17 protein-coding genes are annotated in these 20,198 nt (G+C 62.1%); 9 read left to right on the forward strand and 8 right to left on the reverse strand.

Annotated features, from left to right (window positions below):
• Positions 1-146 precede the first annotated feature (146 nt).
• Together ACFPN2_RS34970 and ACFPN2_RS34975 are read left to right on the forward strand one after the other, a co-directional pair.
• Positions 147-1,043 carry a glycine zipper 2TM domain-containing protein gene (locus ACFPN2_RS34970; RefSeq protein ID WP_380605406.1) on the forward strand — a complete coding sequence of 299 codons (897 nt, stop codon included), beginning with the start codon at positions 147-149 and terminating at the stop codon, positions 1,041-1,043.
• 33 nt (positions 1,044-1,076) lie between these two features.
• Positions 1,077-2,465: a M23 family metallopeptidase gene (locus ACFPN2_RS34975; RefSeq protein ID WP_380605407.1), complete on the forward strand. Its 1,389-nt coding sequence runs from the start codon at positions 1,077-1,079 to the stop codon at positions 2,463-2,465.
• Here ACFPN2_RS34975 and ACFPN2_RS34980 read toward each other — a convergent pair whose 3' ends face one another.
• Positions 2,466-3,188 carry a GDSL-type esterase/lipase family protein gene (locus tag ACFPN2_RS34980; protein ID WP_380605409.1) on the reverse strand — a complete coding sequence of 241 codons (723 nt, stop codon included), beginning with the start codon at positions 3,186-3,188 and terminating at the stop codon, positions 2,466-2,468.
• A gap of 2 nt (positions 3,189-3,190) precedes the next feature.
• Positions 3,191-5,896 (reverse strand): TonB-dependent receptor, encoded by a 2,706-nt coding sequence (locus ACFPN2_RS34985; protein ID WP_380605411.1) that lies wholly within the window; start codon positions 5,894-5,896, stop codon positions 3,191-3,193.
• 159 nt (positions 5,897-6,055) lie between these two features.
• Here ACFPN2_RS34985 and ACFPN2_RS34990 point away from each other — a divergent pair, with 159 nt between their 5' ends.
• From ACFPN2_RS34990 to ACFPN2_RS35015, 6 genes are read left to right on the forward strand one after another with little or no spacing between them, the layout of a single operon-like run.
• Positions 6,056-6,970, forward strand: a complete 915-nt coding sequence (locus tag ACFPN2_RS34990; RefSeq protein WP_380605413.1) for an IclR family transcriptional regulator — start codon at positions 6,056-6,058, stop codon at positions 6,968-6,970.
• Positions 6,971-6,997: 27 nt separating this feature from the next.
• The gene (locus ACFPN2_RS34995) at positions 6,998-7,888 is read left to right on the forward strand and encodes a DUF6772 family protein (RefSeq protein WP_380605415.1); all 891 of its coding nucleotides are present in this window, start codon (positions 6,998-7,000) and stop codon (positions 7,886-7,888) included.
• Positions 7,889-8,221: a hypothetical protein gene (locus ACFPN2_RS35000; protein ID WP_380605416.1), complete on the forward strand. Its 333-nt coding sequence runs from the start codon at positions 7,889-7,891 to the stop codon at positions 8,219-8,221.
• On the forward strand, positions 8,218-9,129 hold the full coding sequence (locus ACFPN2_RS35005; RefSeq protein ID WP_380605418.1) for an SMP-30/gluconolactonase/LRE family protein: 912 nt from the start codon (positions 8,218-8,220) through the stop codon (positions 9,127-9,129). The genes ACFPN2_RS35000 and ACFPN2_RS35005 overlap by 4 nt, the downstream gene beginning before the upstream one ends.
• Complete coding sequence (locus ACFPN2_RS35010) at positions 9,126-10,373, forward strand: MFS transporter (protein ID WP_380605420.1); 1,248 nt, start codon at positions 9,126-9,128, stop codon at positions 10,371-10,373. Before ACFPN2_RS35005 ends, ACFPN2_RS35010 begins: the two co-directional genes overlap by 4 nt.
• Positions 10,370-11,143, forward strand: coding sequence for an SDR family NAD(P)-dependent oxidoreductase (locus ACFPN2_RS35015; RefSeq protein ID WP_380605422.1), 774 nt, complete (start codon positions 10,370-10,372; stop codon positions 11,141-11,143). The genes ACFPN2_RS35010 and ACFPN2_RS35015 overlap by 4 nt, the downstream gene beginning before the upstream one ends.
• Positions 11,144-11,184: 41 nt before the next feature.
• Here the strand turns inward: ACFPN2_RS35015 and ACFPN2_RS35020 are convergent, their stop codons facing one another.
• The 6 genes from ACFPN2_RS35020 to ACFPN2_RS35045 form a co-directional block, all read right to left on the reverse strand.
• Complete coding sequence (locus tag ACFPN2_RS35020; RefSeq protein ID WP_380605424.1) at positions 11,185-14,082, reverse strand: TonB-dependent receptor domain-containing protein; 2,898 nt, start codon at positions 14,080-14,082, stop codon at positions 11,185-11,187.
• A gap of 42 nt (positions 14,083-14,124) precedes the next feature.
• The gene (locus ACFPN2_RS35025) at positions 14,125-14,583 is read right to left on the reverse strand and encodes an Lrp/AsnC family transcriptional regulator (protein WP_380605426.1); all 459 of its coding nucleotides are present in this window, start codon (positions 14,581-14,583) and stop codon (positions 14,125-14,127) included.
• A 33-nt stretch (positions 14,584-14,616) separates the two neighbouring features.
• Positions 14,617-15,489, reverse strand: a complete 873-nt coding sequence (locus ACFPN2_RS35030) for a creatininase family protein (RefSeq protein WP_380605428.1) — start codon at positions 15,487-15,489, stop codon at positions 14,617-14,619.
• A 133-nt stretch (positions 15,490-15,622) separates the two neighbouring features.
• On the reverse strand, positions 15,623-16,669 hold the full coding sequence (locus tag ACFPN2_RS35035) for a hypothetical protein (RefSeq protein ID WP_380605430.1): 1,047 nt from the start codon (positions 16,667-16,669) through the stop codon (positions 15,623-15,625).
• Positions 16,670-16,722: 53 nt separating this feature from the next.
• On the reverse strand, positions 16,723-18,156 hold the full coding sequence (locus ACFPN2_RS35040) for a COG4315 family predicted lipoprotein (RefSeq protein WP_380605432.1): 1,434 nt from the start codon (positions 18,154-18,156) through the stop codon (positions 16,723-16,725).
• Between the two features lie 184 nt (positions 18,157-18,340).
• Positions 18,341-18,883 carry an Lrp/AsnC family transcriptional regulator gene (locus tag ACFPN2_RS35045; protein ID WP_380605434.1) on the reverse strand — a complete coding sequence of 181 codons (543 nt, stop codon included), beginning with the start codon at positions 18,881-18,883 and terminating at the stop codon, positions 18,341-18,343.
• Positions 18,884-18,931: 48 nt separating this feature from the next.
• Between ACFPN2_RS35045 and ACFPN2_RS35050 the strand changes: the two genes are divergently transcribed.
• Entirely contained in the window at positions 18,932-20,143 is a 1,212-nt protein-coding gene (locus ACFPN2_RS35050) for an MFS transporter (RefSeq protein WP_380605436.1), read from the forward strand.
• The last annotated feature ends 55 nt before the right edge of the window (positions 20,144-20,198 follow it).

The raw sequence follows: 20,198 nt of genomic DNA on the forward strand, positions 1-20,198 counted from the left end.
TCGCCTGAGATGATTTCGAGACGGCAACGGCTACCGGCACGGTCCTGGAATTTGTGAAATACGTGCCGGGACGCCGCGCCTCGATGGCGTAGCTTGTGCGCCCTCCACGTCATAAGGCGGCTAACTGCCGTTGAAGGGTTTTTACGATGAAATCTCAGCGCTTGGGTATGTATCTGGCCAGTTGCGTGATCGCGGTGGCCCTGACGGGTTGCGCTCGCGAGGACGCCGGCCATTCATCTCCGAGTGTCGCCGAGCAGAAGGCAGCCGAGCTGGAAAAACGCGAGCAGCAACTCGCCGAGCGCGAGGCTGAGGTCAAGGCCAAGGAAGCGGAGCAGGAAGCGCTGCGACTTGCTGAAGCTGAAGCGGCTGAACGAGAAGCCGCGAAGGTCGCAGCCGCCAAGCAAGCTGCCGATGAAGCGGCTGCCAAGCGCGCGGCCGCCAAGAAGGTCCCGCCCAAGGCGCCCGCTGCGACCTCCGTCGCTCACAACACGACGCCCCCGCCGGCCGCCCCAGTACAAGTACCTGTGGAAGTTCGCGCCGGTACGCAGCTGGTCGTGGCGCTCGCGTCCGACGTTTCTACCAAAACCGCCAAGGTCGGTGACCGCTTCGAAGCGCGCCTCGCGACCGCATTACGCAGCGACGATCGTCTGGTCGCCCCCGAGGGCGCGCGAATCACCGGCACGATCACTGAAGTCGTCTCGGGCAGCAGCCAGATCGGCGCGGTGCCGGCGCTCGGCCTGCGCTTCGATCAGCTCGAACTGGCCAACGGCCAACAGGTCGCCATTCGCGGCGAGCTGCAGCAGCTCGGCGAAAGCGAGAAAGGCACTGACGCCGCCAAGATCATCGGCGGTGCCGCGGCCGGCGCAGTGATCGGCCACCAGATCAAGCACGGCACGAAAGGCAAAGTGATCGGCGGCATCCTCGGCGGCGCAGCCGGTGCCCTCGTGGCAAAGAACACTGGCGCAGAACTGCAACTCCAGGCAGGCTCGCAACTTACAATCGTGCTCGAGCAAGGCTTCGTCGTCACTCAGACGGCGACTTGAGCGAGCCCGTCTGCTGAATTGGAGTTTTGATCGATGCGAACGTTTCTAGTCCTGATCGTCCTGCTGGTGGCTGGTGCCGGAGGCGCCTGGTATTGGGCGGGCACTCAGCCCGGTCCGAAGATCGAAATCCTCGAGCCCACCAAAGGGGTCGGCCAGACCGGCCAGATGGTGATCGAGGTGGGCGCGCCCCGCGATCGTCTGCAGCAGCTGGATGTGTACCTCGAGCAGAACGGCGAGCGTAAGGCGACCTTGTTCAGCCTGAGCGACGCCGCGCAGGCCTCGATGCTGACGCCGCAGGCCGATAAGGTCCGCATCGCTCGCACGGTGGGCAAGCAAGATCTACCCGATCTGCAGTCGGGTAAGGCTCGCATCGTTGCTTCCGTCGTCAGCCCGGTGCTGTTCGGATTCCGAACCGTCTCCGCATCGGCCGACCATGAGTTCGAGGTTCACCTGACGCCGCCGCCGGTGTCGGTGCAGTCTATCCATCACTTCATCAACCAGGGCGGCTCGGAAGTGGTCGTGTATCGGACCGCTGCCGGGGCGAAGTCCGGCGTGCGGGTCGGCGACAAGGAGTATCCGGGCTTCCCGGCCGCTGGCGCCGGCATCGCAGGTGCCAGCCCCGAACTGCACGTGGCTTTCTTCGCGCTGCTTTGGAATCAGGATCCGTCGACACAGATCAGCCTGTTCGCGCGCGACGACTATGGTAACGAAAGCCGCGCCAGCTTCGACTACAAAGTGATCCCGAAGAAGTTTCGTCAGAGCCGCATCCCGCTGGATGACCGCTTCCTCGGCAAGGTCGTGCCCGCGATCCTCGCCAGCACGCCCGACTTCAAGGTGCAGGATCCCGCCGATCTGGTCGCCTCGTTCCTCGCGATCAACCGGGACCTGCGCCAGCAGAACAACGCGACCATCACCGAGCTCGCTCAGCACTCCTCGCCGCGCATTCTCTGGCAGGACACGTTCAAGCAGCTCGCCAACACGGCGGTCGAGGCGGGCTTCGCCGATCAGCGCAGCTATATCTATCGCGACCAGTCGATCGACCAGCAGACTCACCTCGGCTTCGATCTGGCATCGACGTCCAACGCGCCGGTGCATGCGTCGAACAGCGGCACCATCGTGCTCGCGGGCTGGCTGGGCATCTACGGTAACTGCGTGATCATCGATCACGGCATGGGGCTGCAGTCGCTGTACGGCCACCTCTCCTCGATCGCCGTCAAAGTCGGCGATAAAGTCGCGGCCAATCAGGAACTGGGCCGCACCGGCTCAACTGGCATGGCCGGCGGCGATCACCTGCACTTCACCATGCTGCTCAATGGCAACGCGGTCACGCCGGTGGACTGGTGGAGCAAGCAGTGGATCCAGGACCGGATCATTCGCAAGTTTCGCGAAGCCGACATCGGCGCGCCTGCCGGGACCAACTGATCAAATAAGCGCTGACACGGTGGCGCAGGTCTGCAAGGCCTGCGCCATTCGCGCATAGCCGGCGGTGTTGGGATGCAAGCCGTCCTCTGAGAACGCCGCATCCAGATGCCCTTCGGCATCGACCAGCACGCGATGGTAGTCGATGAAATCGAGCCGTCGCGCCGCTGCGAACTCGGCCAACCACCCGTTGATCGCGATAATGGCGGATGAATCTCGATGCACAGGATGCGCGGGATTGACGGGCGGAAGCGCGCCGAGACACATCGCAATCCCCCGCGCTTGAGCGATATCGGCCATCGCGGTCACGTTCCGCACGATTCGCTCTCTCGCACTCTCCGCAACGCTGCTGGCCGCGCCGACATAGCTGCGCAGATCGTTCGAACCGCACAAGAGCACGATGCAGGCAGGCTGCAAGGCAATGGCATCGTCTTCGAAACGCAGCAGCATCTGCGAGCTGTTCTGCCCGCGGATACCTCGATTGATGACGGCCACCGACTCAGACTGCCGTTCCGCGAGGCCCGTCCAGAACTCTGTGATCGAGTCGCCGATGAAGACGACTCGCTTGCGCCGATCCGAGCCAGCGAGCAGCGCCCGATTGGCCTCGCGATACACCGCGACTTCCGCCAGATCACACTGCTGCATCATCCACTTCGCCGCGAAGTCACGCAGCGTGTAGTCACCAATATCGACGCCGTCGCGAGGCGGGATCAGCAAAGAGGTCATGCTCAGAAGTTTGCAGTGAAGCCCAACGTATAGCGAGTGTCGTTCACCGACGAGGCCGCCAATCGATTCCAGGTGCCGTTGTATTGGCGAGTGATGGCCTTGTTCAAGTTGACGGCATCGAACGTCAGCTTGACCTTCTCGGACACGGACACCGATGCCGTCGCGTCGAGCTGCCCGTACTCATCCTCATAACGCGCGCCACCCAACGCCGCGCTGTCTAAATTAGCGAGGAACTTACTGCGATAGGTGTAGGCGATGCGCACGGTGAACAAGTCGTTCTCGTAGTAGCCCACCGCGTTGTAACTGTCGCGGGACAGGTTTTGCAGCGGCAGCGTGCCGCCACCCAGCGGGTTCAGAATCGGCGTCTCGCTGTCGGCGTAAGTGTAGTTCGCCAGCACACCGAAGCCATCGAACGGCGCCGGCAGGAACTTGAAGGCGTGCTGATAGCCGATTTCGAATCCTTCCACCGTGCCGCCCGTGCCGTTGCGAGGCCGGTTCACTTGGAACAGTCCGCTCGGGTTCACGGCCGTCGGCGGATAGCCGTCGATGGTCTCGCTGCTGGTGGTGGAGATGATGAAGGTGCTGATGTCCTTGCGATACAACGCCAGCGACAACAGGCTGGCATCGGCCATATACCATTCGATAGTGGCATCGTACTGATCGGCCTCGATCGGTTTCAGATCGGGCGAGCCCGCGGACGCGGTGAAGTTCGTCAGCGACACCGTGATGCCCGGCGCCACATCGCGCAGCGCCGGTCGAGCAACGACCTTGGAGGCGGCGAAACGCAGCAACACATCGTCGGTCAGGCTGAATGAGATATTGCCGCTCGGCAGCCAGTGCGAGAACGTCTTGGTCAATTCGGTCGGTGTAACCGTCGTGCCCGTCGGACCGGTCGCCACAGAGTTACCGCGAGCGGTACGTTTCGTCGAAACGAAGCGCACGCCGAGGTTGGCAACGTAGGGCACAGAGAACAAGTCGCCTGCGAAGTTCGCGCGCACATAGCCCGCTGGCGTTCGCTGATCGACGCTGCGCTCGGACGCCGGCACACGCGCCGGTGCGCCCAAGCCCACATCGGCCCGCGCCTGCGCGACGGACAAGACATCGCCGGTCAGGAAATTCCGGGGGAAATTACCGCTGGCCTCGGAGAAGAACCCGCCGCTGAGCTGATTGTTGTAACTGACAGCGGGCAACTCATCCAACGAAACGATGCCGTCGCCGTTGCGATCGGCCACCGCCAGCAAGCTCGCCACGCCGGGCGTCGACTGCGGATCCTCCGATTGCAAACGGATGTCCTCGTAGCGAGCGCCGGCTTGCAGGCTGCTGAGCACGCCCCAATCCGCATCGAAGGTCACGTCGAAGCGGCCGTCATAGCCGCGATTCTCCGAGCGCGCTACGCCGTCGAACACCGAGAACAGCCGGTACTGCGACGGATCGTCCCGATTGAAGTTCGAGCTCAACGAGTAGTTCGGGAAATCGCGGTTGGCACCGAAATCGTAACTCACATCCACCGTGTTGCCGGTCTTGGGCACGATCACATAGGTGAACGGCGCGCCGGTCGACAGGCCCGCCTGGTTCTCCGTCCCTTCGCCGTGGCTGTAGGAGGTGTCGGCGGAGAACTTGAAGCGCCCCACTTCGCGGCTGGCCGACAAACCGAAGTTATAACTTTCCAGATCGGACGGCGCGTCGTACGCCAACGGTCGCAGCGTGATGCCCGTCAATGTTGCTCTGGAAACCGTGCCATCCGGCAACACCGCGGTGCTGCCAGCGACGTCATTGTCATTCAGCAACAGCTGGTAGTAGGCAAGATCGCGGTCGCGCTTGAAACGAGAGTACGTGCCTTCCAGGATCACTTCCGTCGCGTCATCCGGGCGCCATTGCAAGGCGCCGGTGGCGGTGCTGCGATTGTCCGAGCGCTGTTCGATCTGCGAGCTGATCCGGTTGGGACGAAACAAACCGGGATCGTCGACGCCGTCGCCATTGGCATCCACGGCATCGGTCCGCACCCAGCCATTGGTGGTGAGCCCTTCGCCTTGTGCATGCACGCGCGCATACGCCAGCCCGAGCAACGCGCCGAAGGTGCCGTCACCGAACGACTTGGAGATCAAGCCCGACGTGCGATAGCCCGTCTTGTCCGCGATGTCTGCGTAAACCACCTGCGCTCGCGCCGACAGAATGTCTTCGCCATCGAGCGGCCGACGCGTCTTCAAGTTCACCGTGGCGCCGATCGCGCCTTCGACCAGATCCGCGGTCGGCGACTTGGTCACCTCGATGCCGGACAGAATTTCCGGATTCACCGTTTCGAGCGCGGGAGTGGCATCCTGAGTCGGACCGACGAACGTGCGTCCGTTGATCTCGATACGATTCAACGACAGGCCTCGCACGGTGAAGCCGCTGCCCTCGCCGTCTTTGCGAGTGATATTGATGCCCGACACGCGGCCCAGGGTTTCAGCGACGTTCTGGTCCGGCAGCTTGCCGATGTCTTCGGCGTTGACCACGTCGACGATACTGGAGGCTTCGCGTTTCGCTTCGATCGCCGCGGCGATGGATTGCCGCAGGCCCGTGACCACCACTTCCTCGACACTCTCGAGATTGCCCGCCGTCGGTGGCGTGTTGCTGGTTTGTTCTTGTGACAACGCGCTGTTCCCCGCCAGCAACGCGATCAGTGACGTGCCCACCCGCAACAGCGACGCATTCGCTTTGATGCTCATGCCTGAAGTCCCCCGCAACTTGTCGATCGTTGTTCGACGCCGTCTCCGGCATCACTGTTGGCGCATATAAAAATGTTTCTCACCTAAAAGCAATACAGCTACACTCAGGACCGTGAAATGGCTTATAAATAGGCTCCAACGAGCTTATTGTCGTCACTGATGAAATTTTCCGATGAGAACTTCTCATCCATGAAAATCACCGACGACAGGCTCGCGGACGCTGCGCAAATCGTTCGCACCAACGAGACCGATGACGAGGGGGTCGATGAGATGGAAGCAGTACCTGTCACTGCCGATGAATCCGCCCGGCCGGCGCGCTATGCGGTGCCGGCGCTGGAAAAAGGCCTGGATATTCTCGAGCTGCTGGCAAGCTCACCCACCGGCTTGAATCTCACCGCCATCGCGAGCGGCCTCGGGCGCTCCACCGGCGAGATTTATCGGATCCTGCAATTTCTGGAAGCTCGCGATTACATCGTCCGCAATCGAAACAGCGACAGTTACTCGCTATCGATGCGTTTGTTTCATCTGTCGCATGAACATCCGCCGTTGCGCACTCTCGTCGCTGCCGCGGTTCCCGTGATGGAAGAGCTGGCAAGTATGTCTGGCCAGAGCTGTCATCTCGCGGTCTTGAGCCGCACCAATATCACTATCGTCGCGCAGATCGATTCGCCCCTGCCCATTCGTTACTCGGTTCGGCTCGGCGCGCAATTTCCTGCGACCGAGACCAGCTCCGGCATTCTGTTGTGCGCCTTCCTCACCGACACTGCGCGGCGCACTCTGTTCTCGCAACTCGCGCAAGTGATGGACGAGAGCGCGCTGCAAGCCTTCCAGAGCAAGCTCGGTGAAGTGACCTCGCACGGTTATGAAGAACGACCCAGCCTGCGGATTCCGGGCATCGTCAATTACAGCTTTGCCGTACGAGACCGGCATGGCCATGTGATTGCTGCCCTCACCGTTCCCTATCTGCCCCAACGCAACAACTACGCGCCGCCCGATGGCGTACGCGACATGGTTGCTGCCGCGGCGGCCAAGCTTTCCGCCGCGATCGGTTTTCGCGACGACTCCGTCGCCTGACTTCGCCGCCTTCACTCAAGGACTCCCGTGTCGATAGATACAGCAGACTTTCGTCGAGCGCTCCTGCAAGCCGATCCCCGGCTCAGTCGGTTCGATCCCTTGCCCCGGATCATCACGTTCGACGATTTCGATCGCGGTCATTGCGGCTGGACCTCGTTGCTGGGCAATTACGAAGGATCGCTGGACACGCTGCTGCCTGGCTATCGCGGCATGACCGGGCCGATGCTGTCGACCCTCAGCCATTGGGACAGCGGCTCGCATGGCTCGCACGACGGCAGCTACGCCCTCAAGCTCGCCACGCGGGCGCAACGTGACGCGTTGAGCGTCGGCATCAAACGGCTCACGTTCCGCAAGCCCGGCCCGGTTCGACTGGAGATGTATTTCACCTTCAAGCCCGAGGCCACTGAGTTAATGCTCTCGGATCGGGACGTGAGATCGGTGGGCTTTCTGTTCGATCTGCAAGTCGGCGATCGCGCCAGTCGTGCCGGTCAGCGCGTGATGCCTCATCTACGCTACCTGAACTCGCGAGGCGGCGAGCTGCAACAGAAGTGGCAGTTCAAGCCGGGCGCGCCGACGATTCAGGACATCGGCAGCGCCGCCGAGACCGTCAGCCATTTTCATCTCGGCGACAACGACTGGCAGGACCTGCCCGGGGGCGGCCAGCGGCTGTGTTACAACGAGATCGCCACCAAGGTGAACTGGCATTACCTGCGCTTCGATTTCGACATCGCCAGCATGTCGGCGCTGTCCTTTCAGTGCAACGATCGAGAGTTCGATCTCGCGGGGTTCGAATCGCTGCGCATGCCGGCGATGAAAAATCTCTGGTGCATGTTCAACATCGCGATGTTCGCGCAGACGGACGTGGATAAGCGCGCCTTTCTGTACGTGGACTCCGTGTGTCTGTCGGGGGATTTCTAAGTGCTGCGCGAAAGCTCCACCATCGTGCTCGCCCGTAACGAGACCTGGCGCGGCGACAGTGCCACCGAGCCGGTCGAAGCCGGCTGGGCCAGCGAAGCGGTTTTCTTCGTGCGCGCTTTGCGGACGCCCGTGGGCGCCATGCCGGAGGTGTTCGTCGAGATCTCTCCCGATGGCATGCATTGGGTGCGTGAAGGCTCCAACGTAGCGATGCCCACGCGAGAGAATGAAGTTGCAGCGGTACGCGTCGCGCACTTCGGTAATTGGTTACGACTGCGCAGCGTATTGCCGACCGCTTCGGAGTGCGTGGTCCTCGTGACGCTGCATCTCAAATGAGCCCGCCAATCGATCAACCGCCGCTGCGTCACATCGTACTCGCGGACGATTTGTTGTTTCCCGAAGGCCCGCTGGTGGACCGTGGCGGCGATGTCTGGTGCGTCGAACTGCGCGGTGGCGCGCTCTGTCGCATCTCGCCCGAAGGACAGACCGAACGCCATGTGGTCGGCGGCGCTCCCAATGGCCTCGCGCTCGATAGCCAGGGCGATATCTGGTACTGCGATGCCGAGCGCAACGAGATTCGTCGATTCGAGACGGCGACGGCGCGGGTGCACAGCGTCGTGGGCTCAGTCGATGGCCACGATCTGCACGCGCCGAACGATCTCGCCTTCGATAGCGCCGGCAATCTGCTGTTCACCTGCCCGGGCAACTCGCGTCAGCAACCTACCGGCTATGTTTGCTGCCTGTCCGCGAGCGGCAGCGTTCAAGTGATCGCCGCGGAGCTGTTGTTTCCTAACGGCCTGGCGTTCACGGCCGACGGCGCTCGCTTGTATCTTGCTGAGACTTATGGAACGCGCGTGAGATCGGCGGATTGGAACGCGTCGTCACCTCATTCTTTGTCGCTGCAACCGTGCTTCGAAACGCCGGGCCCGATCGGACCCGATGGTCTGGCTGTCGACCGGGAAGGTCGAGTGCACGCGTGCTTATATAGCGCAGGCGTCGTGTTGATCGCTGACACAGACGGCAATGTCCAGCGAAGCGTGCCCGTGCCTGGCGGCCGGCCCACGAATTGTGCCTTCGATCCACGCGGGCGCTATGGATTGCTCGTGACGGAAGCAGCGAAAGGCACTGTGTTGTCGTTTCCGGAGCTGGGCCCGGGTGACGCGCCGTTCTTCGGCAAGCCATCGCTCAATGCACGGCCTGCATATCCGCCGTCACCGGCGGTCACCAAGCCGGCGGCATCATGACCGCGGCTCGCTCGTCGTTACATCGCTGGGAACTGGTCGGACTGCTGTGGGTCGCGTACTTCTTCAATCAAGCGGACCGACAGATCTTCGGCGTCACCTTGCCGCTGATCCAGTCCGAGTTCGGTCTCACCTCGACGCAGATGGGCTGGATCGCCACCACGTTCACTGTGGTGTTCGGCCTGCTGGTGCCCATCGCCGGGCTCGCCGGAGATATCTTTCGTCGCTCGCACATCGTGGTGTTCAGCCTGCTCACCTTCAGCATCGGCACGCTGCTCACCGGCAGCGCGGGCGGATTTCTGATGTTGCTGCTCTATCGAGGCATCGCGACCGGCATGGGTGAAGCGTTGTACGCACCCGCGGCCAATTCATTGATCGCCGAACATCACGTTGCCAGTCGCTCACGAGCACTGGCCGTTCATCAGACGGCGAATTACACCGGCGTGGTGGTCGGCAGTTTGTTCGCCGGCTGGGTGGCGGATCATTACGGCTGGCGCGCCACGTTCTATCTGTTCGGTATTTGCGGCCTGGCCTGGGCAGTCATCATCGCGTTACGCACACGAGGCTCCGCCACACAGAGCGCACCTCGCCGACCGCTGGGCGAAGATCTCGCGCTCATGGGTGAATCGTTCCGTGAAATTCTGCGCAGCCCGCCGCTGATCGCACAGGCCATCGGCTTCAGCGGACTGGTGTTCGTGCTGGTGGGTTATCTCACCTGGATGCCCTCCATCCTCGCGGAGAAATTCGGCCTGTCGCTGGCGTCCGCCGGCTTTCAATCCGTCGCCTGGCATCACATCTTCGGTTATCTGGGTTTGCTGCTGGCGGGTGTGCTCAGCGACCGATGGTCGGTGAAGTATCCGCGCTTCCGTCTGCTCAGCATGGGCTTTGCGTTGGCGCTGTGTGCGCCGTGGATTTATCTTTCTGCCACGCTCGATTCGGCGTTCGCCGTGTATTGCGCGTTGGCCACGTTCGGCTTTTTCCGGGGCATCTACGACGCCAATCTGTTCGCGGCCATCTTCGATTGCGTCGAGAATCGCCTGCGCTCAACGGTGACAGGATTGGTGGTGGCCTGCGCCTATACCGTCGGGGCCATCGCGCCGCTGATGATGGGCGCGCTCAAAGATCACTACGGCGTGACCATCGGCCTGCAGGCGTTGGCTGCGGTCTCTCTGGTGAGCGGACTGATTTTCCTGGGCATCGTGCTCAATACATCACGATCGCCCTCGCTGGCGGCGGAAGCGTCATGACCCTGAGCACGGCACTGTCGAGTTTCGATCTCCACGGCAAAGTCGCCGTCGTCACCGGCTCCACTCGCGGCATCGGCTGTGCGATCAGCGAAGCGTTTGCCGCTGCCGGCGCCGCCATCGTCGCGCATAGCACGGATCGCGACGAAGTGGACGCTCGAGTCGCCGATTGGTCCGCTCGCGGTTGGCGCGTTGCTGGATGCGTCGCGGACCTCGGTGCTCCTGACGGCGTGCGAAACCTGCATCGCTCGGTCGAAAGTTCGCTCGGTACCGCCGACATTCTGGTCTTGAACGCTTCGGTGGAAATCATCCAGCCCTGGCGCGATGTGACCGAGGAGTCGATGCTTCGTCAAAGCCAGGTGAACCTGCACGCCACGGTCGGGCTCATCCAGGCTTTTCTGCCAGCGATGAGTTCGCGCGACTGGGGCCGTATTCTGGCCATCGGTTCGGTCCAGGAAGAACGCCCGAATGCAGGCCATTGGTTTTATTCCGCCACCAAGGCGGCGCAGACCAGCATGATCCTCAACCTCGCTCGCAACGAACGTGCGCCCGGCGTGACCTTCAACGTGTTGCGCCCCGGCGCGATTCTCACCGATCGCAATCGTGCTCGCCTGGCCGATCCAGCGTTTGAAGCGCGCGTTCTGGAAAACATTCCCACCGGGCGTATCGGCGTCCCCGCCGATTGCGCCGGCGCCGCGCTACTGCTGTGCTCGGATGCTGGCAGTTATATCAACGGCGCGGTGCTGGCGGTCGACGGCGGCATGCGGCTGTAATTCAAACGGGGCGGACGTTATCGCCCGCCCCGTCTGCTGCTTCAGAACTGGAAGCGAACGCCGGCGCGATAGTAACGACCGAGACGGTCGTAATAATCTGCGCTGTCCTGGCCGTTGTAATAACCGCCGCCGCGGGTACCGGCGACCCGCGCCGGTGCCTTGTTCAGCAGGTTATCGACGACGAAGAACACCTCGGCGCCCGTGTCCAACAGCTTGCCGTTGAGCGACAGGTCGAAGTACCGCGCGCCAGCGATGTGGTTGCTGTCGATGGTCTGGTACGGCGACGAAGTCGTGGTCGGCGGGCAGTCGTCATTACAAACGATGAAGTCGTTGTTGTACTTGCCCGAGCTGACGCCACGCATCGTGAGCGTTGCACTGACCGGCTCCCAGTTGTAACCGAGCGAGACCAGGTAGCGATACTTCGGCGACGCCAGCGCATTGCCCAGTCCGATGCCGGCGCCGCCGGCATTCAAGCCCGAGCCATCGATGGTGCGAGTGTCCTTGGTCAGCAACTTGTCGAAGTACGTGCCGAGCGCACGCAACGTCATATCGCCAGGCCCCACCGTCACGGTATAGCTCATCTCGACGTCGAACCCGGTCGCTTCCTGCGACAGGATGTTCTGCGGCTGGTTGTACACCGTGACGATCTTGCCGTCCGCGCCGCGAATCACGTAGCGGCACAACGCCGTGACGCCCTGTTCGCAGCGATTGGCGTTCTCCTGCGCGCCGAGCGAGGCAATCGCGCCATCGATCTCGATCCGATAGTAGTCGATCGACATCGTGAAACCCGGCATGAAGCGCGGTGACAACACCACACCGAGGCCGGTCGTGTCGGCCTCTTCCGGCACCAGCTCCGGATTGCCGGTGGTGACACTCGTGATCACCGACTGCGATCCGTCTCTTGGATCGGTGAAGTTACTGCCGCCGCTCGCGCCGGCATTGAACAGATCGCCGAGGCTGGGAGCACGGATATCGCGCGAACGCGTCACACGAAAGCGCAAGTCATCGATGGGCTGCCACGTCGTGCCCAGCTTCCATGTGACCACATCGCCGGAAGTGCTGTAGTCCGTCCAGCGCGCAGCGGCGTTGAGGTCCAGTGCTTGAGCGGCGGGCACGTCGGCCGCGAGCGGCACGACGGTTTCGACGAAACCTTCCGTCACGTTGTACTTACCATGCGAGGCGTGCCAGTTACCGGCGAAGAAAGCACCGGCCTCGTCCAGCGCGCTGGCCGTGCCTTTGACTTCCTCACGCCGATGTTCGAGACCGAACGCCAATGAAATCGGACCGGCCCACGACGAGAACGGCTGACCGCTCGCGCTGACCGCCGCCACGTCCTGAATCAGTTCCTGATCGGCTCGGCCGGTCTCAGTGATGTAGTCGATCACAGCCTGCGAGTTCACGCCCACGCCGAACGGGTTGTACGGCACGCACGCCGGATCGTCGTTGGCCGTGGGCGCGTCCGCGTTCACCGAACACACGATGCGATTCGATGCGTCGCGAACCGAGTTGATCGCCTTGGTGTAGTTGGCGTTGATGCGATTGCCCGGCGCCGTCTGCAACGCATCCGTGCTGCTACGTTGAACGTAGGCATCCCACGACCAGTCATCGCCACCGATCTGGAAGTTGCCTTCGCTACCGAGCACCATGCGCTTGAAGGTGCGCGTGTTGTCACCTTGCACCGCTGGCAGGTCGGCGTTGGTCGTGCCCATCTGCAACGACGTGATGTTGTTGGCGAGCATGGTCTGCCGGATCTCCTCCGGGATGAAGGCATTGCTGACCGGAATCTTCAGATTGAAATCGAACGAGCGCAGCGCGTGGTGATTGATGGCCCGCGTCTTGGAATAGCCCAGCTCGGTGTAGATCGTGGTGTCTTCGGTGAGATCGAAGCTGGCGCGACCGAACGCGGTGCTGCGCTCCATCTGCATCGTCAACGACTGCAGATTGTCGTTGCGCGAACGTTCCCAATCGCCGCCCGACATGTACGGGTTGCTGATGATGCTGCCGAAGTTGAACGGCATCGGCGTGCCATTGCCGACGAAGTCGGTACCGCGCAGACCGCAACCCGCGGCCGTCGGAGCAATCGCGGCCCCGAAGTAACAACCGGTGATCAAGCCGCCCTGGGTTGCCTGGCTCATGCCGACGTCGAACACCTTGATCAAGCGCGGCGTGGTGCCGGTGTTCGAGGAGTTCGGATTGTTGATCAGCTGATAGGACCGTCGGTTCCAAGGGCGATTGTTGCCGCGGATTTCATCGGAGCCGGCCCACTCTGCGCTGAATAACAAGTGGCCGCGAGACTCGGCGAACGGCGCGCCCACAGCGAGCGAATACAGCTGGCTGTCGTTGTCGTGATACGTGGTCTGGCCAACTTCGGCTGTGCCTTTGATGCCGGTGAACTCTTTATCGAGGATGAAGTTCACGACGCCGGCCAACGCGTCCGAGCCGTACACAGCGGATGCACCGCCCGTCACGATTTCCACTCGCTGAATCAGCGCCGTGGGAATGGCATTGGCATCGGGTGCGCCGGTCGCGTTGTCGCCCGTGCCCAGCGTAGCCGGCGCCATGCGCTTGCCATCCAACAGCACCAGCGTGCGATTGGCACCCAAGCCGCGCAAGTTCAGTGTGTTGATGCCGGCGGTGCCCGAGCTGATGTTGCCGGAATAGTTGTGCGAGCTACGGCCGCCGGACAGTGCCGGCAGTCGGTTCACCGAATCGGCGAGGTTAGTGGTCGCCATTTCGCTGAGCTGCTCCACACCCAGCACCGAGACCGGCGTGGGAGCTTCGTAACCATCGCGCACGATACGTGTGCCAGTCACGGTGATTACATCGAGCACCGGACTGCTGTCCTGACTCTGGGTGTCCTGTGCGAGCGCTGTGCCGACGCCCAGCGACGCGAGTGCCAGCAGCGTACCGCCGGCCACCGATATTTTTTCCATCCTCATCTAATCTATCCCCCTGCTGTTATCGAAACCTTTGTTTGTGATTTACATGAGCGGCAGCGAGGTCGTGTACTTGACCTCGGCCACCGACGTCATACAGCGCGCCTCGCAGACGTGCGGCACTTGATCGAGCTTGTCGAAATGAAATCGCTGGTAGGCATCCAGGCTCGGCACCACCACGCGCAACATGAAGTCGAAGGAACCCAGTACCGCGTGACACTCCAGCACTTCCGGCAGCTCGCGGATTGCTCGCGAGAATTCGGCGAGACTGGTGGGATCCTTTTTGGCGACCCGGATGTGCACGAACAACTGAGTGCCGACCCCCAGCTTGGCGCGATCGAGCAGCGCGACCACATTCGAGATCCAGCCGTCTCTCCTGAACTGCTGGATGCGTCGCCAGCATTGCGGCTGGGACAGGCCGACTTCGGACGCGATCTTGCTGCACGGGATCGAGGCGTCGCTCTGTAAGAGCACGAGAATCCTGCGATCTATCTCGTCGATCATCTCGTTCTCCCGGAGCGTGCTCCGCGCGTTGGGTTAGTTCGCCGAAGGAATGAAGCTTTGAATCTGCTTCACCGCATAGTCCACCTTGAGATCGAAGGCGCGCTTGCCGAGCTTGGCGCTCGAGCGACGACCGTCGCCGACGATGCCGTTCTTCAACTTGGGATCGGGATTGGCTTGCGGCTTGCCATCCGGACCGACCGGAATACCCACTGCCTGCGATAGCAGGTTCTTGCGCACGTAGGTGCCGTCTTTATCGAGGTACATCATGATGGATGTATCCGTCAGCCCGCCGTGCAGACTCTGCGGATAACCTTCCGCCGCGACTTCCTTATCGAACGCGGCGTTCGCCGGCATGTACACCTGGTCGCAATAGAACACGTGAATGCCTTGCGCGCTGTACTTGTCGTTCAACTTCGTCGCCACGCGACGATAGATATTTTTATCGCCCTCGCCCTGCCCGCCGCCGTGGTCGCCCATGAGCACGACATTCTTGAAGCCGGTCGCGATCGACTGCTCGGTCATGCGCTCGAGCACGCCTTCCAACAGTTCGGGCGTCAGACCGATCGTGCCCGGCAACTCGGCGCTCGCATTGTTCGGCGTGATCGGCAGCACGGGCATCGCGATGGCGTTGCCGAGCTTTAGCGCGATGGCTTTGACGATGCCGCGCGCCATCAGGTTGTGGCCGCCGTTGGCGTTCTGCGGACCGCGCTGCTCAACGCCGCCGGTGTAGATGAGAGCCGTGGTCTTGCCAGCAGCGAGCGCGTCGCGCACTTCGGGCCACGTCATCAGTTCGAATTCAACCGGCCGTGACTTCGACGCCGCGATCGCCACGCCGGACATCACCGGTGTCAGCGCTGCCGTTGCGAGGAATGCAGCCGCCAGGCTTGCTTTGAGAACTTTGCGCATGTCGTTACCTTGCTTGCCATCCAACCAGAATCGTTTGCGCACACCCGACCGTCGGCGGCTCCACGCACGTGCGTGAACCGACCTTGGGTCTATCGTGTGTGAAGCCGCCAGCGGCTCGTCGAGCCGCCCACCGTCAACGCTTACTCACCAGCTCCTGATTGGGACGCTGGATGAAGACCTGCGTGAATTTCACGCGCATGGCCGAGGAGATCGCGGTGTTCTTGCCAGTCTTTGGATCGGGATAACCGTCGGCGAGGCGCACCATCGCCTGACGCTGAGTGATCGATGAAAACTGCCCGTAGCTTTGATGATGAGTGGACCAGCCTTCGTTCTTGCGCAGCGTGTAACTGTCCACGTCGGCGTAGCCGGCCAGCAGTCCTTCAGCAGTCTGCGGTGTGAGTTTTAATTTGAAACGAGCGCCGCGGAACACCTGGTACTGATAGGAAACGCCGCGGCCCCAGGGAATGAGCAGGGTGTCCATGGGATCTGAAAGCAAGGTGCCGTCGACGATCTTGCCCTTCGCGCGGCTGATGTAACGCTTGCCCCAGCGCATGTCGATCCGTTGCGTGCCGCCGGGCACGAACGCATCGCCGGTGGCGTCGGTCAGCAGATTTTCCAGACCGCGATACGTCGTGATGGTCACATCGTCGTCGTTGCTCAGGTCGTCGACGCCGGTGATCTCGATCAGCACGCGGCTGTCTTCGCTCTGTTTCATGAACAGATTTTCGAAGTGGGCGAACGAGCCGCCGGCGCGATAGCCCGCGATACAGCCGTTGGCGCGATACAGCTGATTGTCGATGCCCGGCTCGCCTTCGGGGCTGTTGAAATCGTTGGCGTCGACCTTGCCGTCGAGGTTCAAGCCATAGGAAGTTTTTCCCTGCACTTCCTTGTACGGCATCTTGTACGTGGCCCGGTCCGGATGCCACTGCTCGCCTTCGCGCTTGAGCTGCGTCTCGACCACAGTGCGTTGCTTGCCGTCGTCGGGGAACAGCTTCTTGAACTCTTCGCGATTGCCGTCGTTGAAACCCTGCGGACATTCTTCCTTGCCATCCTTGGTTTCGTACACGGCCCAGACTCGCTCGGTCAGCACATAACCGATGACGCCGTCACGCAATACAAAGCTTTCTTCCTTCGGTGCCGCGCCGGCGCTACTGCCGAGCCCTGCGAGGGCGAGGCCCATTGCGACTCCGCATGTCAGCGAGATCCGTCGATCGCTTCTCATGTCGCCTCCGACTACAAACTGTACGCGCTGTTGCCGAAATCGTCCCTGAGCCAGAACGCGCGGTAACCGTTCCGGCGTCCATTGAATTCACCGAAGGAATCGCAGTTGGCATCGCCCGGCTGACGATCGAGCGAGCACGTGTACACCGGCCGCTCGCGATAAGCCCACACACTCAAAGCACCCGCCTGTCCTTTGGTGGCGCGACGACCCGTGCTGGGGTCGATCAGCATCACGCTCCAAAGTCTGCTCTCGCTCTTCGCATTCGGCGCGGCCTGCACATACGGAAAACTCTCCTGGCACAACTGCGGATCGCTGTTGCCACAGATCGCCAGCCGATACGCCTGTTCGGTATCGGGATGATCGCAAGCGAGCTGGTCGCGCGCATCGTCGCCGCAGTTATATATGTAGACCGTCATGCCTTTCGAATCGCCCAGCACCTGCCCGGCGATCGAGTCCTGCACGGTGAAATCTTTCGGCGGAGCGATGGCCCGCTGGGTATAGACGTTGTGCCAGCCGGGCACATCGCTGCCCAGCAGACTGCGCGTGTGCGGATCGAGAATATAGGTGTACAGAGGTTTCTTACGGAACGTCCATTGTTTGATGCCGGGCGAGCGCTCGATGATGCCCCACTCGCCATTCGGCACGGCCGTGACCGCCGCGGACACCGGCGCCCAATCTTTCAAACATTCGCGCACACACTTCGACTTGTTCGGCTCGTCGCCGTCCCAGGTATAGACAGAGAATCCCTTGTGATCCGTGACCAACCGGCCGGTGGCTGTTTGCAGGGGACCGTAGCGACCGGGATCGGAATCGGTGCCGGCGAACTCTGGCGGAACATTGGGCGGCGGCCCGACCGGCACGCGCACCGCTGGGCCATCGCCAGGTCGCTGGATCTTCGTGCCGCCGAGCACATCGCCCGGCTTCTTATCCAGCTCGGAGGTGTACAGAGGTTGGCCGCCATAGCTCCATTGCAACTTGCCATCGGCGCGCTTGATCGTGGTCCACTCGTTGTGCCCCGAACCGACAGGCTTCGCATCGGCGGGCGCGATCAACGGCGGCCACACCTGCGTGCAGCTTTTGCGCGTCTCCGGATTGGGCAGCAACAGTCCACCCGGATACGGGCTCATCAGACCCGATGTCACTTTCTGCACCTCATCGGTGCAGCTGGAAATACCGCTGTCCTTGCGATCGCCGATATCGCCGTTGCGCAGTTTGGTCAGCGGCCAGCTGTACAGCGTTCGGCCGTTCGCATCCGCGAACACCGGTCCATCGAGCTCGCTGTCGATGACCTGAATGCCCGGCGGCATCGGCACGCGCACATAGTTTTCTTTATCCGTGCTGGAGGACGATTGCCAGAAATCCGCCGTCTGCTCCTGCGCGGCCATTGCCAGCGAGGCGCACACGGTCGCGCCCGCCAGTACCCCCAAACTCCGCAGTCGTTGCATATATCTCTCTTGTTCCAAACGATCTGGGACACTGCCTGACTGCGGTCTGGCAGCGCTGACCGAAAAGAATTTGACACACCGATTCCCTGGCTGGCAACAACTTGCGTGTCACAAGCTTTTTAAACCAACGAACGCACGTTCCGTGCATGAATTCGACAAACATCCTAAGAAATAATCGCTCTGATCATCGCTGTGGCGGCGGAGCGTGCTGGCGCGGCGCCGGCCATTCGCTGGTGTTCGCAGGCTGCACGGGTCGCTCCATGTGAGTGGACAGCACGACGTAGCTGCGTGTCCTGATCACACCCGGTACGTCATAGATGCGCGCGAGCAATCCCTCGAGTGCGCGAGAATCTTTCGTGCGCACTTTGAGCAGCATGCAGGTGTCGCCCGCGACCGAGTGCATCTCCTCCACTTCGGGATATTTTCCGATCGCCAGCAACTCCGGCGTCTTGCCCCAGCCGGAGGTGTCGACGTGCACGAACGCCAGTAGCGTTTTTTGGACAGCGGCGGGATTGATCAGCGCCGCAGTTTGCCGAATTGCCCCAGTGCGCTTCAGCCGCTTGACCCGCTCGTGGACCGCCGGCGCCGACAGCCCGACCTGCTCACCCAGCTCCGCATAGCTGCGGGTCGCGTCCTCGACCAGCAGGCCTAACAATTTTCGGTCGAAGGCGTCGAGCTCGCGCGTCCGTCCATCATTCTGCCGAACGTCATCTGTTTCTAAGCCCATACCGGCGATTCCGCTTGTGACCGAATACGATTCGGCCAATATGCGACTATGACGAACACAGATCAACCCTCGGCGGATGCCGGCGGAACCCCGACACGGCTGCCCGGCATGGCGTATGTGCTCACCGGCTGCGTCGCTGTGATCGGCTCGAATTCGCTCGGGCTGGGACCGATCGCACCGGCCGTCGCCGACTCGCTCGGCTCCAGTGTGCCGGCGGTGATGACAGCGGCCGCCGCGTTCGGTCTGGGCACAGCGGCGAGCGCTTTGTTTCTAGCTCGTCATATCGATCGCATCGGTGCGCGTCGCATGTTGCAATTCGCACTCGCGCTGCTTGCGGCGTCACTCGTCGTCAGCGCGGCGGCACCGATTGTTACAGTGCTCGTTGTCGGCCAACTGATTGCAGGCATCGCGTCGGGCATTGCCTTGCCTGCGATCTATTCGAGTGCCGCCGCCATCGCGCCACCCGGGCGAGAGACCAGAACGATTGGCGTCGTGCTCACGGGCTGGACGCTCAGCATGGTGGTCGGCGTCGCATTGTCCGCCGTGCTGGCGGATCTCGTGCACTGGCGTGCGGTGTTCGTGGCGATTGCAGTCCTTGCTCTGGCGGCGATTGCGATGCTCGCGATCAGCAAACATCGTGACATTCCGGCAACCGAGTCGGCGCCGCTGCCGCTGGAAGCGCTGCAGATCAAAGGTATCAAACCTTTGCTCATCGCCTGCGGCGCCTTCATGGCGGCGTTCTACGGCATCTATGGTTATCTCGGCGACTATCTTCACAACAGCCTCGGCGAGCCGGTCAGCGCCAATGGCCTGGCGGCGCTCATTTACGGTCTCGGCTTCGGTGCCGCGGCATTGCTGGACCACATCGTCGATCGTTTCGGCGTCAAACGAGTCATGCCGGCCGCGTTCCTGGCCACGGGCATCGTGTATGTGAGCATGGCGTTGCTGGGCGGAAGTTTCACAGCGATTCTGGTCGCGGTGTTTTTCTGGGGACTGGCCAATCACTTCGGCCTCAACATTCTGATCATGCGCCTGAGCGCGATCGATCCGGCCCGTCGCGGCACCCTCATGGGATTGAACAGCGCTGTGACTTATCTTGCGGGCTTTGCCGGAACGGCCGGCTTCGGCCCGCTCCACACCGAATTCGGTTTCCCGATCGCGAGCTTCGTCGCGGCCGGGCTGATGCTGATTGCTGCGCTGGCGGCAGCGTGGCGTCAAAACGAGGAGGTCACACAATGGACTGCGCACCGACGCACATGAAATACTGATCGCGCCGCCAAGTTCGCGCGAATGCGTTGACCGACCGAGTGCGGGC

The organism is Steroidobacter flavus (genome assembly GCF_042651805.1).
GTDB classification, from domain to species: Bacteria; Pseudomonadota; Gammaproteobacteria; order Steroidobacterales; family Steroidobacteraceae; genus Steroidobacter; species Steroidobacter flavus.

What these genes read in the sequence shown, in the direction of transcription:
- ACFPN2_RS34970 (WP_380605406.1), top strand. Translation starts at nt 147, where the DNA reads ATGAAATCTCAGCGCTTGGGTATGTATCTGGCCAGTTGCGTGATCGCG.
- ACFPN2_RS34975 (WP_380605407.1), top strand. Translation starts at nt 1,077, where the DNA reads ATGCGAACGTTTCTAGTCCTGATCGTCCTGCTGGTGGCTGGTGCCGGA.
- ACFPN2_RS34980 (WP_380605409.1), bottom strand. Translation starts at nt 3,188, where the DNA reads ATGACCTCTTTGCTGATCCCGCCTCGCGACGGCGTCGATATTGGTGAC.
- ACFPN2_RS34985 (WP_380605411.1), bottom strand. Translation starts at nt 5,896, where the DNA reads ATGAGCATCAAAGCGAATGCGTCGCTGTTGCGGGTGGGCACGTCACTG.
- ACFPN2_RS34990 (WP_380605413.1), top strand. Translation starts at nt 6,056, where the DNA reads ATGAAATTTTCCGATGAGAACTTCTCATCCATGAAAATCACCGACGAC.
- ACFPN2_RS35005 (WP_380605418.1), top strand. Translation starts at nt 8,218, where the DNA reads ATGAGCCCGCCAATCGATCAACCGCCGCTGCGTCACATCGTACTCGCG.
- ACFPN2_RS35010 (WP_380605420.1), top strand. Translation starts at nt 9,126, where the DNA reads ATGACCGCGGCTCGCTCGTCGTTACATCGCTGGGAACTGGTCGGACTG.
- ACFPN2_RS35015 (WP_380605422.1), top strand. Translation starts at nt 10,370, where the DNA reads ATGACCCTGAGCACGGCACTGTCGAGTTTCGATCTCCACGGCAAAGTC.
- ACFPN2_RS35020 (WP_380605424.1), bottom strand. Translation starts at nt 14,082, where the DNA reads ATGAGGATGGAAAAAATATCGGTGGCCGGCGGTACGCTGCTGGCACTC.
- ACFPN2_RS35025 (WP_380605426.1), bottom strand. Translation starts at nt 14,583, where the DNA reads ATGATCGACGAGATAGATCGCAGGATTCTCGTGCTCTTACAGAGCGAC.
- ACFPN2_RS35030 (WP_380605428.1), bottom strand. Translation starts at nt 15,489, where the DNA reads ATGCGCAAAGTTCTCAAAGCAAGCCTGGCGGCTGCATTCCTCGCAACG.
- ACFPN2_RS35035 (WP_380605430.1), bottom strand. Translation starts at nt 16,669, where the DNA reads ATGGGCCTCGCCCTCGCAGGGCTCGGCAGTAGCGCCGGCGCGGCACCG.
- ACFPN2_RS35040 (WP_380605432.1), bottom strand. Translation starts at nt 18,156, where the DNA reads ATGCAACGACTGCGGAGTTTGGGGGTACTGGCGGGCGCGACCGTGTGC.
- ACFPN2_RS35045 (WP_380605434.1), bottom strand. Translation starts at nt 18,883, where the DNA reads ATGGGCTTAGAAACAGATGACGTTCGGCAGAATGATGGACGGACGCGC.
- ACFPN2_RS35050 (WP_380605436.1), top strand. Translation starts at nt 18,932, where the DNA reads ATGACGAACACAGATCAACCCTCGGCGGATGCCGGCGGAACCCCGACA.